The following is a 15,219-nucleotide window of genomic DNA, read 5'->3' as shown; positions in this document are numbered from 1 at the left end:
CAGACTGCGCTTTCACGCCCAACCTATGAAGGTGCCGCCGGGACGACGCTTACAGCCCATCAGCCCGCCATTTCGCTTCTGTGGCCGTCACGCCGGTCGAGATAGCCGCTCCACAAGGTCAAGAGCAAGCCGCAACCGACCATGATCGCACCGACCCAGGGCGTAGCGCCCAGACCGAGGCGGGAGTCGGCGACGGTCCCGCCGATCAAAGCACCAAGCGCGATACCGGCATTGGCGGCGGAGACGTTGATGGTGGAGGCGATATCGACATTGCCGGGCCGGGAACGGTGGGCGAGTTGCACCACGTAAAGGGCCAGCCCTGGAACATTGCAGAACATCAGCGCCCCCAGTCCACCGAGCGTCAGGATCGAACCAATCATGGAAGATGCCGTGAAGGTGAAGATCAGCAGCACCGCCGCCTGCGTGCCGAGCATCAACGCCAGCACCGGCACCAGCGCCTTGCCGGACACCAGCCCGCCGAGGACATTGCCGACGATCACGGACACGCCGTAGAGCGCCAACATCCAGGCCACGCCGTTCGGGCCGAAACCGGTGATCTCCGCGAGAATGCTGGGGAGATAGGCGAAGGCGACGAAGGTGCCGCCCCAAGCACAAAAGTTCATGCCGAACGCCAGCAACAAACGCCCGCTTCCGAGCACCTTGAGCTGGTCGATCAGGCGTCCGGCTGGTGCGATGTCGATCTCTTTGGGCAAGGTCGCGGCCATCGCCACCAGTGAGACGAGGCCCACCGCCGCAACGAACCAATAGGACATCGGCCACCCCAGGCGCTGCCCGATGACGGTGGCGAGCGGCACGCCCGCGGCGACCGCGATCGTCAGCCCGCCAAACACCATGGCGACGGCCGAGGCCCTGCGGTCTTCCGAAACGAAGCTTGCCGCGATCGCCGCGCCCACACCGAAGAAAATGCCATGCGGCAAAGCCGAGACGACGCGCGCGATCAGCAGCATGTCGTAATTCGCGCTTAACGCCGCGGTGGCGTTGGCGAGTACGAACACGGCCATGATCGCGAGCATCAACGTCTTGCGTGAAACACCGCCCGTCAGGGCTGCAAGTACCGGAGACCCGATGCTGACCCCAATCGCATAGAAGCTGACGACCAATCCGGCGCGCGCCATGTTGATTGCGAAATCATCGGCAATCTGTGGCAGGACGCCGACACTGGCATATTCGGTGGTGCCGATCGCAAATCCCCCGACCATCATGGACAACAAGGCAGGCATTTGGGCGGGTCTTGAGCGAAGCATGGAACCTCATGAGAACAATGATTGGTCGGTTCTCAAAAGGTAGCGCTGGCCTTGATATGATGGTAGATTGATATCAATGAAATCAGAAATCATGAAGAGATGATATCCGACGCTCTCACCCCCGATTTGCTGCGCGCCTATGTCCTGGTCTGTCGGCTGGGCAGTCTCAGTCGCGCCGCTGAACAGGCGGGGCGGGCGCAATCTGCGCTCAGTATGCAGATGCGGCGGCTGGAAGATGTGCTCGGCAAGCGCCTGCTGCACCGCACGGGCCGCGGCGTCATTCCGACCGCGGAAGGCGAACTTTTCCTCAGCTTCGCAACGCGGCTGCTGCTGCTCGGCGAGGAGGCGGTGGCGCGTCTCGGCGACTGCTGCGCCAGCGATCCCGTTCGTATCGGTCTTGCCGAGGAAATCGCCATCGGCACCCTGCCGGAGGCGCTGGGGCGGCTTCGTCGCGCCCGGCCTGACCTGACCTTCGTCGTCGTGGTGGACCACAGCATCGCGATCGCCGATCGCTGGCGGGAGGGCGATCTCGATCTCGCCATCGCAACCTGTTCGTCCTTCGCCGGGGATGCGGCCGAGACCTGGGACGTCGAACTGCTCTGGGTTGGCGGGATTGACAGCGATCCAGCGCCGGCGCGACCGCTCGACATCATCGTCTATGCGGAACCATGCTTGTGGCGGCGGCGCATGGTGGAGGCGCTCGCGGACTGCGGACGGGACTACCGCGTGACCTTGACCAGCCAGAGCATTGCCGCGATCCAGGCCGGCGTGGAGAACGGTCTTGGCGTTGCGCTGATGATGGCTGAATGCGTCCGCCCTGAAACCATGCGGGCGATTCCGGCCTCGGCCGGGCTGCCGGCCCCGCTCATTGTCCAGTACGGCCTCTATGTGCGGGGTCGGGCCAATCCCGCCATCGGGGCGGCGATGGACCACTTCCTCGCCAGCCTGCGCAGATCGGCTTTCATGGCGCGGCGCGGTCATCCATAGACCGCCTGCGTCAGCTCGTCTGGGAACCGGCCGCCGGGCGATTGGCCTTCCAATCCGGCGTTGGTGAAGGCGACAACCGTCAATCCATTCGCACGATCGGCGAACCACGAATGGCCATAGGCGCCGCCCATTCGCCATGTCCCGACCGACTCCGGGGAATTGGCGGCAACGGAATCGCGTAGGATCGTAAAACCGAGGCCGAAGCCGCGCCCGGGCCACGGCAGCAGGTCCATGCCCGGTGTCTGGTCCTTTATCATCGCCTCGACCTGTGATGCGGAGAGCAGCGGCGCTCCACCTTTGCGCAGGGCTTCGAGGACAGCGAGAAGATCGCCGGCCGAACCGATCATACCCGCGCCACCGGAGGGATAAGCGTTTTCGTCGAAGGCGCGCATCAGCGACATCCGCAATCCTTCCGAACCTTCGATGAACGGCAGCGGGATGATTTCGAGGTCGGCCATCCGGCGCGGCGCACCGCCGTCATCGACATAGCCGGCGGCCAGTCGGTCGGGATTGGCCACGCCGAAACCCGTGTCGGTCAGCCCGAGCGGTCCCGTCACCAGTTCGCACACCGCTTCGGCGAGCGGCCGATCGGATGCACGCTCGATGACTAGCCCGAGCACATCGGTCGCCAACGAATAGTTCCACGCTGTTCCGGGCGCGAATAGAAGCGGCACCGTTCCGATCCTGCGGACATTCTCGGCGAGTGTCACATCGGCGATGTCCATGCCGTCGGACACACCCGCTTGGGTGTACGGGCCGTCCGCCGGTTCGAGGAAACCGTAACTCAACCCGGCCATGTGGCTGAGCAGGTGGCGGATTGTGATGGCGTAAATGCCGCCGTCAGGCGATGCCGGCCGGAAATCGGGCAGCCAGCGTGTTACCGGCGTATCGAGCGCGAGGCGACCCTGTCCGACCAGCGCCATCGAGCCGCTCGTCTATATGGCCGAGCGCGGTCTCGGCATAGCTTGTCTGCCGGACTTCGCCATCCGCGATCAGGTCGAGGCCGGGACGCTGCTGAGCGTGATGGACGGCGCACTCAGCAATTCCGGCATCTTCCGCATCCTCTGGCCGTCAAGCCGCCAGCTCGCCCCGAAAATCCGGGTCTTCGTCGACTTCATGGCAGAGAATTTGTTCGCAGATCGAATAACTATCTGACGCTGTTGGCATTATGCCGCTGCCCGAAATAGCAAGTTGAGATGGTTGCTGGCCCCCGCAACCACCGATACCGACACTCCCGAGAGCTCAGCTCCGGGAGTGTTTGTTTTTGTAAGTCCGCCAATGGCTTGGCGATCGGTCCAGTTCAAAATTGTGCCTAGTTCGCCATAGAGAGCTGCGTCGATCTCGCCCTTGTTCGGTCCTGGCTTCAGTACGATCTTCTCGATCAGCAACCGCAGGGCTTCTGCCGCCTCTGCTCGCTGGTCGGGCTGGTTCAGTGCCTCTGTCAGCCGGCCGACTTTCTTAGCATAGATGGCCGACGCGCTTGGCAGAAGATCCGGCACGTCGGCCGGAACATCGGCGAGCATGGCGGTCAGCTCGGCTTTGCGAGCTTCGAGAGCATCCATCTCGGCTTTCATGCTCGGCTGGAACATGCCTTCCTTGATCGCTTCGATGATGCCCCGGATTTGCTTTGTGACCTTCGCCAACTCGGTGCGCCAGGCTTCACCATTCGAGCGACGCTCGCGGTTCAGCCGATTCATCTCTTCGGCATAGGCGCGCATCGCCTCGGCCGCCACGTCTGGTGCCATCATGCGGTCCTTGAGACCAGAGAGAACGCGGTGCTCCAGTTCCTCACGTGGGATCGTCCGACTGTTCGAGCAAGACCCATTGCTGATGTGGTTTGAGCAGGCGAAGCGATCGGCGCTGCGCAGCGAATAGGGACCGCCGCAGCAGCCGCAGAAGATCAAGCCGGACAGGAGCGACTTCGGGCGACGTGCGCCATTGAGGCGGTTGCGTGTGTGGTGTTCGCGGACCGCCTCGGTCAGGTTGACGTGCTTCTCGGCGATGTCGTTCTGACGCGCCTTCGTGGCCTGCCACAATTCGTCGTCGACGATCCGCAGTTCGGGCACGTCCGTCGTGATCCATTCGGATTCCGGGTTGAGTCGGGAAACCCGCTTGCCGGTCGAGGGATCTTTGATGTAGCGCTGCCGGTTCCACACCAGCCGGCCGATATAGAGTTCGTTGTTGATAATGCCGGTGCCGCGCTTCACGTGGCCGCGGATTGTTGTGTCGTTCCAGAGCTTACCGTCTGGGCCGGCGATGCCCTGATCGTTCAGCGCTTTGGCGATGGCGCGTGGGCCGATGCCAGCGGCGAAGTCGCGGAAGATGCGGCGGATGACCTCGGCGTGATGGGCATCGATCTCGCGGTCCCCGCGAATCTGCTCACCGCGCGCGTCGAGCTTCTTCACGACGCGATAGCCGTAGCAGAGACCGCCGCCCGACTTCCCGTCTTCTACCCGGCCGCGCAAACCGCGGTGTGTCTTTTGTGCGAGGTCTTTGAGGAAGAGGGCGTTCATCGTGCCCTTCAAGCCGACATGCAGTTCGGATATCTCGCCTTCAGCCAGCGTGACGATCGGTACACCGGCGAACTTGAGATGTTTGAACAGCGTGGCGATATCGGCTTGGTCGCGACTGACGCGATCGAGAGCCTCAGCCAACACAATGTCGAACTGCCCGGTCTGAGCGTCCTGCAGTAGCGCTTGGATACCGGGACGCAGGATCATGCTCGACCCGGAAATGCCCGCGTCCTTATAGGCGCCGACCACCTGCCAGCCCTCGCGTTTGGCCTGCTCGCGGCAGATGCGGAACTGATCCTCGATCGACGCGTCGCGTTGATTGTCTGAGGAGTAGCGGGCGTAAAGCGCGACGCGGGTCATGGCGGCAATCCTTTCAGGCAACCTTATCCATCCGGCTGGGTCGGATCAGCACCTCAGCTGAGATACCAAGACGTTCATGCAGGTGCCGGATCATCTCGATTGACAGGCCCCGTTTGCGGTTCAGGACATCCGCTACCCGGTTGCGGGGGCCGATCATCGGCTCCAGATCCTTGCGGGTGAGACCCTGCTGCTCCATACGGAAACGGATCGCCTCGATAGGATCAGGCGGATCGATCGGATGATGCCGCGCTTCATAGGCGTCGATCAGGGTCGCCAGTACGTCGAGGCGGTCGCCTTCCGGCGTGCCACTCTTGGCACCCCACAGGTGTTCTACCTCGGCCAGCGCTGTCTCGTAATCCGCCTCATTGCGAATAGGCTTCAGGTCACTTGTCATGTTCGACCTCCGTGACGTCGATCATATCATAAGCCTCGTGTGTGCCAATCCATTTGACCCAGACGATGCCCTTCTCGAAATCAACGGCGACGACGAGGCGGTAATCGTTACCCTTGATGTTGAATACGATCCGCTCTGCATTGACGATACTCGCTGTTGCATAGAGCCGCTTCACATCGGCGGTGCTCGACCAGGCCGCCTTGCTGACTTCATCAAACCATGCTTCGAGCGCGGCCTTGACGGCTTGCCTGTCCTTCTGACCCGCAAGGCTATCGACAAATTCGCGCAAGGTGCGGCGGGCGATGATCCTCATGTGCTCACCTATAACATGAGACCGTAATGGTCTCAAGCGGAATACGCCAACGGCCCGACGGGGAAATCCCTGCCGGGTGTTCGAGTTGATGCAACAGTGCAGTCTACTGCTGCTCGTCGCTGTTGATGGGGCGGCGCTGCTGCTGTTCTTTCGCTCTCTCACGCTCGTGTTGCTCGCGGGCGATCTGACGACCGATCAATCTGGCGAGTTGAAGCACGGTATCGCTCGATAGGCTGCGCGAGCTTTCAGCCATTTCCGCGACATCGGCGGGGCCGAAGACCGCAATCCTGATCTTGTCCTGCCTCGCTGTCATCGCTCAATAAAATCCGCGCCGGAAATCGGCTCGGACGATGAAAACGCAGCCGGGCGCTTATGAAAATACCGACGATAACACTGGACGGTAATCGGCGGCTGCATCGAAGAAATAGGATGGCTCGGACGCCCATTGTGGGGAGACGGCAGACAGCAGTTTAGTGACGATCTCAGCAATGTTTGCCTCCGTTACCGATCGACTGGAGCGAGTTCCCCCACGTCGAACTGGTGGACGGTGATTATCTTTTTTCACTGCGAACAATCCTATCGCCTTTCTTAAGTGGAAAGCACTCGGTTTTGTGCATTTTGGCCTGACGCTGTTACGCACGGCCGTAACACAGTCTATATTGACGTCCATATAGACAGATCATCCAATTCCGCTTGCTTTGGGAGCAGCAAGGGGCCTTCCTCGGCACCAATGATTCCAATCTTCATCTCTGCACCTTTGCCAAAGTCCGTTTTCATCAGCGGGAAGAGGCGTCCGCCCGCATCGCCTTCCTTCTTCCGAAGGCGAGGAAGCTGAGCGCCGACAGGCCACAGGCGCATGTCGCTGCGTATAGCGTGACCCAGCCTATGCCGTGCGCAAGCGCATCGCGCGCCGTGGCGACCGGGAAGCCGAAGTTTTCGGCGGCGGAGAGATTCCCGGCCGATACCACATCCGCCAGCGCCCGAAGCGTAACGTCGGAGGGAACATCCGGCAGCGCCCGCACGAGATAGGCGGATACGCCGGTCAGCAGAATGAACCCCATGAGCGCGATATTGACCGCCAGCGAAATCATTCTCGCACTCATGTCCATGCCCGACGCCATGCCTGCTCTTTCCGGCGGTACGGCTGCGGTGGCAGTATTGGTGACAGGCGTATTGGTCAGCCCGAGACCGATCCCCGCGAGGATGCAGCCGGGAAGAAGCGTCTGCCAATGTGCGTTGCCGCTGGTGATGGCGACATGGAGAACGGCGAAGCCCGCGCCGATGGTCAGAAGACCGAGGGGAATGACAAAGCCCGGTCCGCGGCGCAGGAGCAGCCGCTCCGCAAGGGGCGGCACCACGATTGTCGGCAAGGTGTAGGCGAGCACGGTCAAGCCCGCCGTGATCGCGTCGTAGCCGAGCACGCCTTTCAGGTAGATCGGCAGGTAGATCACGAAAGGCCAGAAGCTGAAATTCATGCCGCTCGACCCCAGAAGCGCGCCGGAAAACTTGCGGACACGAAATGCGCTGAAGTCGAACATCGGCCGCGCGATGCGGTTCTCGATCAACACGAACAGGAGGAAACTGACGATACTGAGAGCGAGAATTGTCAGCACCAGAGGGCTTGTAAGCCCCAGCGTCTGGCCCTGTGTGATCAGATAGACGACGCCGAACACCGCGAGCGACAGCGTCGTCATGCCAGCGAAGTCGATACGGATCGCGTTCGGGTCCGACGATTCCTCGACCCCCTTCAGCGCGCAGAGCAACGTCACAACCGCGATGAAACCGTGGATCAGAAACACCCACTGCCAGCTCGCAAGGGTGATGATCGCGCCGCCGACAATCGGACCGAAACCGAGACCGACCCCGAAGACGATGCCCCACCAGCCAAACGCCTTGCCGCGTTCCGCTCCGTTGCGGAACTGGTGCGACAGGACGGCGACCTGACAGGCGAGCATGGCCGCCGCGCTGAGCCCTTGAAGAAAGCGCGCTGCGATCAGAAGCGGCGCATTGATCGCCAGTCCGCAAATGAGCGACGCCATCGCGAAAACAGCGATTCCGGACATGAAAATGCGCTTGCGGCCAAATCGATCTCCCAAAGCGCCCATCGCCATCAAGACCGCGCACATGGTGATGGTATAGGCGTTCATGATCCATTGCAGTTGCCGGAAGTCGGCAGGCAGCAGGCTTTCGAGCGTAGGCAGGATGGACGGGACGGAGGTTATTTCGAGTCCGAGCATGAGCGCCGACAGACAGACGGCGACCAATGCAAAGTGATTTCTGGATGAGGATACGGGAGTCATGATTTGCCTTGCTGTTATCTGCGTCGCAAGGCGGACTATCCCGACAGCCGTGTGCTTAACCCGGATCACTCCGCGCGACGATATTGTTCGCTTGCAAAGTTGCAGTTGCGCTGCTCATTATGCAATCGTATGACCGGATATTTCAGTGATGACAAAATCGGATAGATAGAATGGACACGCTTGAGATCGAAGCCGTCCGCGCCTTTGTGATGATCGCGGACCTTCAGAGCTTCACCCGTGCGGCGGAGGCTCTTGGTTCGACGCAAGGCGCGGTCAGCGTGAAGCTCAAACGTCTGGAAGATCGTTTGGGCAAAAAGCTGATCGAGCGCACCCCGAGACAGGTCCGCATGTCCGCGCAGGGCGAAACCTTCCTGCCTTCCGCAAGAGAGTTTCTGGCCGCTCACGAGCGCGCGCTTGCCGCCCTCACAATGGAGCGTCGGCGCTTCCGCCTCGGTATTGCCGCCCACGTCATGGGGCCGGAAGTTCCAACCCTGCTGGCGAAGCTCAAATCTCTCGATCCCTGTTTGACCGTCGAGGTGCTGGTCGACAATTCACGCGCGCTGCTTGATGCATATGAACAGGGATCACTTGATGCGATAATCGTACGCAGCGACGATGACCGGCGCGATGGGGAAGTGCTTGGACCGGAGCATTTCGGGTGGTTTACCGAACTCCAGAGCCACTATGATGTTGACGCCACTCAGATCGGGTTGGCGTTGTCCATTGTCGGCTTCGTGGGTCTCGTCCTGGGCGTCAGTGCGGGCGTTCTGGCTGGACGCACCGGATATCGTCGCGTTCTTGTCGGCTGTTTGATTGTGGGGGCGTCCCTCAGCCTTCTTCAGTCGTTTCTCCCTCCATTTCCGGTGTTACTGTTCAGTCGGTTCGCGGAAGGTGTTTCTCATCTGGGGATAGTCGTCGCCGCTCCGACGATGATGGCTTTTGTCAGCGCACGCCGACATCGATCGATTACCATGGCGATATGGGGTACGTTCTTTGGCGTCGCATTCGGCCTGATGGGCTGGATCGGCCCCCTCGTGATCAAGCACTCGGGTTTGCCTTCACTCTTTGTCGGTCATGCCGCCTTCATGGCGATATTCGCGCTTTGCGCTTTACGTCTCCCCGCGACCAAGCAAGCAGCAATGAGGTCGGTCGAACAGGCGACGTTCGGGCATTTCTTTAAGGAAAACCTCGCGGTTTACAGAAACCCGCGAACGGTTCTTCCCGGCGCGATCTTTCTGTTTCACACCTCGATGTATATTGCCCTGCTGACGTTCGTTCCGCGCCTGACCACTCACCCGGATGTTACAAGCCTCCTTCTCGTTGCGCTGCCGCTGGCGAGCACCGGGGGAACGTTTCTCGCCGGTATCATCGCGCAATATCTCATGTCGCCGCAGACACTCGTCGTGATCGCCTACATGGTCGTAGCCGGTCTTTCCGTTGCGGTGGCAACGACTGTTTCCTCAGATTACGTCTTTGTCTGCGCAGCGATGAGCTTGCTCCTCTTCTCCGGGCTTGTGCAGGGCGCAACCTTTGCAACCATTCCGCATGTAACCCGCAGCCCCGATGAGCAGGCTCAAGCGAACGGGGCGATCGCCCAACTTGGAAATCTCGGTTCAACCCTCGGACCACCGGTATTCGCTATGGCGCTCGGCAAATACGGGAGCACTGGCATAATTGGGCTGACATTCTTTCTTTGTCTCGGCGGGGTGGCGGTCGGTTGGATGGCGCAAAAGCTGCGATAAATGAAATTGGTGCATGCCTTTGGCCAGTAGCGGACCTTCTTTTGGTCGGGGATTTCATCGTGCTCGCTTAAATTCCTGACGACGGGCGGATCGGGAGGTTCGAGGGCGGGGACTATGGGGGCACGACCCTTGGACCAGCGTCAGGCCGCTCGATGCGGCTAAGGGGCGGCAGGTGGTGCCGGGGGCAACGTCAATAGTGGGATCGAGTGAATGCAGCGATCATCCCTATCGGTCGCGGCTCGACAGGCAATACCCGACGGCGCGTTTTTCCCGAGGGGAAGAAAATGCTCTACATCCAGAAAGAGAGCTCACCGAACGGCTCTCTTGAAGCAAAATTTCCGGATTATGGAATATTGTCATGGGTAATGACAATTAAAATTTCGCATTTTGTAATGTATTTCGCATATAGGAATATAATGTCCTCTATTTTCCGCGAAATAAACATAGCATGATTTGCCATCATTGCTCATAATTTCGCGCAATTAAAATGAAAATACATAATGTTACACACATTTTCCATGAGAAGTTGAATAATCACTTGGCAAAAATTAACCTATGGCGTGTATCCAGCCATAGAAGCTACGCGTTTATCGGAGCGAACGAATGAGGCAAGAAACGTCCGAGTCGATGGAGATCGAGTCGGTGATCAATGCTTCTCTCCGTCTCCAGAAAGCAGCTTCTGAAGCCGAGATATTCACTGTCCTATACGAAGCCTGCACAGCAGTGGCAGGTCCCGTCGGCCTCGACGGTTGGGTAATCGGCCATAGCCGCTCCGCCCACCACGTTGCTCACCTCGGACCCGAATCGGTCGAGGCGACGGTCGACGAGGTCGAGGCATGGCTCGCTGGTGGCTCCCTTCCCGAGGCCTTCGCCCGCCACGACCATGTTGCCACGGATGTTACGACTTCGCGCCTGGAGAGTGAGAAGCGCGTCGTCGGCGGGATCGTGGTCATCGCCGCGCGTCTGACATCGCTCGAGCGGCGATACCTCTTCGATTTAGCCCGCCTCGCTGCCGAGGCATTGGCAAAGCTCCCCGAGATGCGGCGCTGCCAACTGGTCCTTGAGGCGCTCGAACAGAGCGAAGAGGCAATCTCTTTTTACGACGAGACTGAGGGCATCGTCTTTACGAACGATGCCTATCACCGGATCTTTCAGCACTATCCTGATCGATCCGAACTTCTCGGGATGAACCATCTTGATCTCTACCGCCTCGATCTCAATGCTGGCGTGATCGAGGATCCCCTGGCGCAATGCGATCCAGAGGCTTATCTCGCTCAACGAGCTCGTCTCTCGGCGACCCTGGTCGGGCAGCAGCGCGAGATCCAGACGATCCGCGGTCGGACCTATATCTATACCCGCAGCCGCTCGACGACCGGGGCGACGATGTCGCGGCGGATCGACATCACGGAACAGGTGGCGACCGAAATGCGGCTGAGAGAGCGAGAGAGGGAACTCCACGATCTGGCGTTTCGCGACTCGCTCACCGGTCTCTACAATCGCGCCCATCTGCGCGATCTCCTTGGAAGTCTGACGCGGCAGGTCGCCGATGGGACGCTGGCCGGGGTCACCGCGTTTCTGGTCGATCTCGACGAGTTCAAATGGGTCAACGACACCTATGGCCACGACTGGGGCGATCACGTCCTGAAGACTGTCGCCGACCGCCTGTCCCGGTCCTCTGCGACTGATGGCGGAGCCGTGGCACGGATCGGTGGTGACGAATTCGTCGTTCTCTTCGAAGCGCCCTTCACGCCGGAAGAAATGGTGGCGGCGGGAGACCGGTTTATCGCCGTTCTGGCCGAACCGATGGCGCACGACGGTATGGTTTTGCGCATCGGTGCGAGCATCGGTATCGCCCACCGTTGTGGCGCCGCCGCTGACATCGCTACAATCCTGACCGATGCCGATTCCGCTATGTACGAGGCCAAAAAGGTGAAAGGCGGCGCCAGTCGGGTCTTCACCCCAGGCCTCAAGACGGCGACTCTCGACCGGCTCCGCCTCTTAGAGGACATACGCAATGCGTTGTACAGGCGCGAATTCACGCTCCTCTACCAGCCGCAGTTCTCGATCGGGACAAGGCGGCTCAATGGCTTCGAGGCCTTGGCGCGCTGGATGCATCCGACGCGCGGATCGGTGCCGCCCGACATATTCATTCCAATGCTCGAGGAGCACGGGCTCATCGAGGAATTCGGCGAATGGGTGCTCGAAACGGCTTGCTCGGAGGCGATGCGTTGGCCGGACGACCTCGGCGTCGCTATCAACGTATCGCCGCTTCAGGTCCACGCCGTCCGTTTTTCGCTGAAGCTTTGCGAGACACTGATGCGTACCGGCTTGCGACCGGGTCGACTGGAGCTGGAGGTTACCGAAACGGTGTTTCTCGACGGAAAACAGCAAACCGAGGCAGTGCTCAACAACTGGAAAGCACTCGGCATCCGCATCGCCCTGGATGACTTCGGCCACGGCTATTCCAGCCTCAGCTATCTCGGCAACTTTCCGATCGATAAACTCAAGATCGACCGCGGCTTTCTCGGACAATTCGATCCTTCGCAGCCGCAAGCCAAAGCCGGTGTCATACTCGATACCATCATCGACCTAGGACGAAAGCTCGGCATGACGGTAACGGCGGAAGGAGTTGAATCGGCCGAACAGCTCGAGCATCTACATCGGCATGGGTGCACCGAGGCTCAAGGGTTCCTGCTCGGTCGCCCTATGTCGGCAGACGAGGTCCGGCAGATCATATCGGCGCGGGTCACGCCGCCGCCATCGAACCGAGATTGATCCAGACGCCAATCCTGACGAGATGATGCCGGGAAGGTTGGTCGACCGCGCGGAACGAGAAGCCCTGCCGGCTGGCGGCACCCTGTTCGTTGATGTGGAAACCGCAACTTGGACGGCCATGCAGATCGACGCGACGGCACGTGTTGGAGCCTGCCGCCGTTTGCCGGAGCGTCGTTTTCTCCGGCTTCAGCAGAGGGATCAGCCTGGTGTCAATTATGTGCTCCGGCTCTTCCGACATGGCCGTGGGACTCTGGTCCAACATCCTCTCAACGCATCGTCCAACAAGAGTAATCCGGTGTGCTTTCGTCTGCCGCGCGATCTCGCCGAACGCCGCACTCAGGTTCCTCGCTCGCGCTGGCGACGGTCATCACGTTGTCGGATGCCAGATGGGCAGCGCCGGCAACATCGCGCGTCTTGCCGATCAAGCGCGCAGCGGACCCGGACAGGGTTCCGGGCGTTACCCGCTACTCGACCGCAGCGGAGGTGATCGAACCGACGACGCTGCCGATCGCATGCTCGAAGGCATCGGCCGTCGCATACATCATGCTGCGGCGCTGAGCCATCGTTTCGGCGCGCCGGGTCGCTCCCGCTTGTTCCAGGTCGGCGCTGCGAACCATGCTGCGGCGGAAGACCTCGATGGTCCCATCCGTGACGGGGATCGCGGCGAAATGGGGACCGAGGACCTTCTTGATATCAGCGAGCATCGCGATCTCACCAACATCTGCCACTGCGCGCAACATGGAGAACGGCCACCCGCATCTGTCCCCGTCTCGCTCGACAGTGGCGTTGCCGCCGCCCATATGGTCCCGGTGCTGGCTTGGCCGTTCGGCATTATGCTCTTGTGGATGCGACGCTCTGCCTGATCGGAGACGCCGCTTCAGATCCTGGGCCTTGCCCAATGACGCACGATGATCAGGCTCCGATCGTCGTGGCTGCCGCCGGGGATTACGCCCTTGACGGCGGCGAAGCGGCCGAGCCGGCGCGGATCTTCCCGATTGGCGGCATCGATCAGTGCCTCCCAGTCAGCGATGGTAGCGCCCGACGGTTGGCCCGGATAGCCGTCGGAGAAGAGCTCGACGGTGGAGAATTGCCCCCAGGGAATGGTGATGCCGGGTTGCGGTGGATTTTCATGCGAGAAGCCATCGATCGCCATGGAATAGAGCGGCGATCTCCCGTCACGGGCATCTCGACCGCCTCTGAGTCCGAGGTCAAGCGCCGCATCGATGGTTTCGGGAGGAAAATGCGGCTCGCGACGCAGCACGGTCTCGACGCGGGTACGGATATCGGCGATCTTGCACGAACAGGGCCGAGCGCTGCTGACCTATTGCCATGGTCAGAAGCCGGACGTGATGGATCAGGCGTTGGACTTTTTCACCGGACAACGGGTCGCGGCACTCGTGTTGAGCGGTGCCGATTGTCTCCGAGACAAACTCGTCCGCCTCGCCGATCGTGGCTTGCCGATCATCTGCTTTAACAACGATATTGAAGGCGTGCCGATGCAGCGAGTGTTCGTCAACAACCGCGACGCGGCGCGGCGAGCTGTCGGTCATCTCATCGATCTCGGTCATTCACGAATTGCTGTTCTGAGCGGTGACCTCAGTCAGTCCACCGCGCGCGAGCGCCTTGAGGGTTACCATCAGGCCATGGCGGGCCGCGGGCTCGCCGTCGATGACCGCCTGGTCGGGGCTGGTTCATGGCGACCGAGCCTCGCCTATGCGGCACTGTCAGACCTTCTCGACGGCCCGCAGAAGCCAACCGCGCTGTTTTCGTCGAGCGCCGGCATGACATTCGGGGCTCTCCAACTGTTGGCGGATCGGGGTTTGCGCGTTCCCGATGACATTTCTCTCATAGGCTTCGACGACAGCGTCGCTTTCCGGCTCCGCGAACACCCGCTGACCGTCATTCAGCAGCCGCTCGACAGGATCGCCGGTGCGATCGGGGAGCTTCTGGCCGCGCATCTCGAGGCCGACAAATACTTAGCGCCCGGAACTCTGCGTTTCGATTGCGACTTGATAACCCGCCGTTCCTGTGGGCGACTTCCGGCGTGAATGTAAGCTCAAATCCATTGGCCGAATCCGTTGGCAGTCAGGGGCCAGGTCCTTGAGGCTCAATGGGCCGTTGCGGTGATTGCGGCAGCGACCATTCTCTCCTGACTGGCCATCATGTTGTATGATACGTCGAGCCTTCAGCGACATTAAGTCCGGTCGGGCGGGGGAGCGGCATGGGTAGCCCGGGGTCAGCTGCCATACAAATTCGCCGTGTTCTTGTTCGCAGTCGACACATGATGAAAGCGGAGTGACACGTGCTCGCTTGTATCTCGTGATAGAGCATATTATTTTTTTGTGTTGGCGTGTGGAATGCAGATATTTCTTGTAATATCTGCTGTTCCAATTACCTTAAAAAGGTGTAAAGATCCACACTGCTGCCGTTTAAATCGGATACTTATGCTTCATCTGTCTGATTATAACTCAGAGTTAACTGTGTTGATAGATCAATTATTTCATATTTTTTTATGATATACCCCGACTCCGTAGAATCCCGGCAAATAGCTGCGAAGGCTTGCGGAATCG

15 protein-coding genes and 1 pseudogene are annotated in these 15,219 nt (G+C 60.3%); 6 read left to right on the top strand and 10 right to left on the bottom strand.

The window, feature by feature from the left end; all coding sequences use genetic code 11:
- Window positions 1-59 precede the first annotated feature (59 nt).
- A complete protein-coding gene (locus KHC27_RS17110) occupies window positions 60-1,241 on the bottom strand; it encodes an MFS transporter (RefSeq protein ID WP_213340613.1) in 1,182 nt (393 codons plus the stop codon).
- Between the two features lie 150 nt (window positions 1,242-1,391).
- Between KHC27_RS17110 and KHC27_RS17105 the strand changes: the two genes are divergently transcribed.
- Window positions 1,392-2,252, top strand: a complete 861-nt coding sequence (locus KHC27_RS17105) for a LysR family transcriptional regulator (protein WP_246520034.1) — start codon at window positions 1,392-1,394, stop codon at window positions 2,250-2,252.
- On the opposite strand, the gene KHC27_RS17100 is transcribed toward KHC27_RS17105, so the two are convergent.
- On the bottom strand, window positions 2,243-3,175 hold the full coding sequence (locus tag KHC27_RS17100; protein ID WP_213340611.1) for a serine hydrolase domain-containing protein: 933 nt from the start codon (window positions 3,173-3,175) through the stop codon (window positions 2,243-2,245). The two genes, KHC27_RS17105 and KHC27_RS17100, sit on opposite strands and share 10 nt — an antisense overlap.
- A gap of 16 nt (window positions 3,176-3,191) precedes the next feature.
- Between KHC27_RS17100 and KHC27_RS17095 the strand changes: the two genes are divergently transcribed.
- Window positions 3,192-3,407 (top strand): LysR substrate-binding domain-containing protein, encoded by a 216-nt coding sequence (locus KHC27_RS17095; RefSeq protein WP_246520033.1) that lies wholly within the window; start codon window positions 3,192-3,194, stop codon window positions 3,405-3,407.
- A gap of 11 nt (window positions 3,408-3,418) precedes the next feature.
- Here the strand turns inward: KHC27_RS17095 and KHC27_RS17090 are convergent, their stop codons facing one another.
- The 5 genes from KHC27_RS17090 to KHC27_RS17070 form a co-directional block, all read right to left on the bottom strand.
- Complete coding sequence (locus tag KHC27_RS17090) at window positions 3,419-5,125, bottom strand: recombinase family protein (RefSeq protein ID WP_213340609.1); 1,707 nt, start codon at window positions 5,123-5,125, stop codon at window positions 3,419-3,421.
- A 13-nt stretch (window positions 5,126-5,138) separates the two neighbouring features.
- Complete coding sequence (locus tag KHC27_RS17085; RefSeq protein WP_213340608.1) at window positions 5,139-5,519, bottom strand: helix-turn-helix domain-containing protein; 381 nt, start codon at window positions 5,517-5,519, stop codon at window positions 5,139-5,141.
- Complete coding sequence (locus KHC27_RS17080; RefSeq protein ID WP_213340607.1) at window positions 5,509-5,832, bottom strand: type II toxin-antitoxin system HigB family toxin; 324 nt, start codon at window positions 5,830-5,832, stop codon at window positions 5,509-5,511. The genes KHC27_RS17085 and KHC27_RS17080 overlap by 11 nt, the downstream gene beginning before the upstream one ends.
- A gap of 103 nt (window positions 5,833-5,935) precedes the next feature.
- Window positions 5,936-6,145 (bottom strand): hypothetical protein, encoded by a 210-nt coding sequence (locus tag KHC27_RS17075; protein ID WP_213340606.1) that lies wholly within the window; start codon window positions 6,143-6,145, stop codon window positions 5,936-5,938.
- A 463-nt stretch (window positions 6,146-6,608) separates the two neighbouring features.
- Window positions 6,609-8,132 (bottom strand): MFS transporter, encoded by a 1,524-nt coding sequence (locus tag KHC27_RS17070; protein ID WP_213340605.1) that lies wholly within the window; start codon window positions 8,130-8,132, stop codon window positions 6,609-6,611.
- Between the two features lie 170 nt (window positions 8,133-8,302).
- On the opposite strand from KHC27_RS17070, the pseudogene KHC27_RS21760 reads away from it, so the two are divergent.
- From KHC27_RS21760 to KHC27_RS17060, 3 genes and pseudogenes are all read left to right on the top strand, one after another.
- A pseudogene (locus KHC27_RS21760) lies at window positions 8,303-8,809 on the top strand (LysR family transcriptional regulator); the annotation flags it as partial.
- A 33-nt stretch (window positions 8,810-8,842) separates the two neighbouring features.
- A complete protein-coding gene (locus KHC27_RS17065) occupies window positions 8,843-9,874 on the top strand; it encodes an MFS transporter (RefSeq protein ID WP_246520035.1) in 1,032 nt (343 codons plus the stop codon).
- A gap of 627 nt (window positions 9,875-10,501) precedes the next feature.
- The gene (locus tag KHC27_RS17060) at window positions 10,502-12,649 is read left to right on the top strand and encodes a putative bifunctional diguanylate cyclase/phosphodiesterase (protein ID WP_213340603.1); all 2,148 of its coding nucleotides are present in this window, start codon (window positions 10,502-10,504) and stop codon (window positions 12,647-12,649) included.
- Here the strand turns inward: KHC27_RS17060 and KHC27_RS17055 are convergent.
- The 3 genes from KHC27_RS17055 to KHC27_RS17045 form a co-directional block, all read right to left on the bottom strand.
- Complete coding sequence (locus KHC27_RS17055) at window positions 12,621-12,887, bottom strand: hypothetical protein (RefSeq protein ID WP_213340602.1); 267 nt, start codon at window positions 12,885-12,887, stop codon at window positions 12,621-12,623. The two genes, KHC27_RS17060 and KHC27_RS17055, sit on opposite strands and share 29 nt — an antisense overlap.
- 226 nt (window positions 12,888-13,113) lie before the next feature.
- Window positions 13,114-13,353, bottom strand: coding sequence for a hypothetical protein (locus tag KHC27_RS17050; RefSeq protein ID WP_213340601.1), 240 nt, complete (start codon window positions 13,351-13,353; stop codon window positions 13,114-13,116).
- A gap of 173 nt (window positions 13,354-13,526) precedes the next feature.
- Entirely contained in the window at window positions 13,527-13,910 is a 384-nt protein-coding gene (locus KHC27_RS17045) for a hypothetical protein (RefSeq protein ID WP_213340600.1), read from the bottom strand.
- Between the two features lie 31 nt (window positions 13,911-13,941).
- On the opposite strand from KHC27_RS17045, the gene KHC27_RS17040 reads away from it, so the two are divergent.
- Window positions 13,942-14,697, top strand: a complete 756-nt coding sequence (locus KHC27_RS17040) for a LacI family DNA-binding transcriptional regulator (RefSeq protein WP_213340599.1) — start codon at window positions 13,942-13,944, stop codon at window positions 14,695-14,697.
- The last annotated feature ends 522 nt before the right edge of the window (window positions 14,698-15,219 follow it).

The organism is Ancylobacter lacus (genome assembly GCF_018390635.1).
GTDB classification, from domain to species: Bacteria; Pseudomonadota; Alphaproteobacteria; order Rhizobiales; family Xanthobacteraceae; genus Ancylobacter; species Ancylobacter lacus.
This window is presented reverse-complemented; position numbering and strand designations above follow the sequence as displayed.

Bases quoted from the DNA above. Each gene is read 5' to 3' on its own strand.
- KHC27_RS17110 (WP_213340613.1), bottom strand. From the start codon at position 1,241: ATGCCTGCCTTGTTGTCCATGATGGTCGGGGGATTTGCGATCGGCACC.
- KHC27_RS17100 (WP_213340611.1), bottom strand. From the start codon at position 3,175: ATGGCGCTGGTCGGACAGGGTCGCCTCGCGCTCGATACGCCGGTAACA.
- KHC27_RS17095 (WP_246520033.1), top strand. From the start codon at position 3,192: ATGGCCGAGCGCGGTCTCGGCATAGCTTGTCTGCCGGACTTCGCCATC.
- KHC27_RS17090 (WP_213340609.1), bottom strand. From the start codon at position 5,125: ATGACCCGCGTCGCGCTTTACGCCCGCTACTCCTCAGACAATCAACGC.
- KHC27_RS17085 (WP_213340608.1), bottom strand. From the start codon at position 5,519: ATGACAAGTGACCTGAAGCCTATTCGCAATGAGGCGGATTACGAGACA.
- KHC27_RS17080 (WP_213340607.1), bottom strand. From the start codon at position 5,832: ATGAGGATCATCGCCCGCCGCACCTTGCGCGAATTTGTCGATAGCCTT.
- KHC27_RS17075 (WP_213340606.1), bottom strand. From the start codon at position 6,145: ATGACAGCGAGGCAGGACAAGATCAGGATTGCGGTCTTCGGCCCCGCC.
- KHC27_RS17070 (WP_213340605.1), bottom strand. From the start codon at position 8,132: ATGACTCCCGTATCCTCATCCAGAAATCACTTTGCATTGGTCGCCGTC.
- KHC27_RS17060 (WP_213340603.1), top strand. From the start codon at position 10,502: ATGGAGATCGAGTCGGTGATCAATGCTTCTCTCCGTCTCCAGAAAGCA.
- KHC27_RS17055 (WP_213340602.1), bottom strand. From the start codon at position 12,887: ATGTCGGAAGAGCCGGAGCACATAATTGACACCAGGCTGATCCCTCTG.
- KHC27_RS17050 (WP_213340601.1), bottom strand. From the start codon at position 13,353: ATGCTCGCTGATATCAAGAAGGTCCTCGGTCCCCATTTCGCCGCGATC.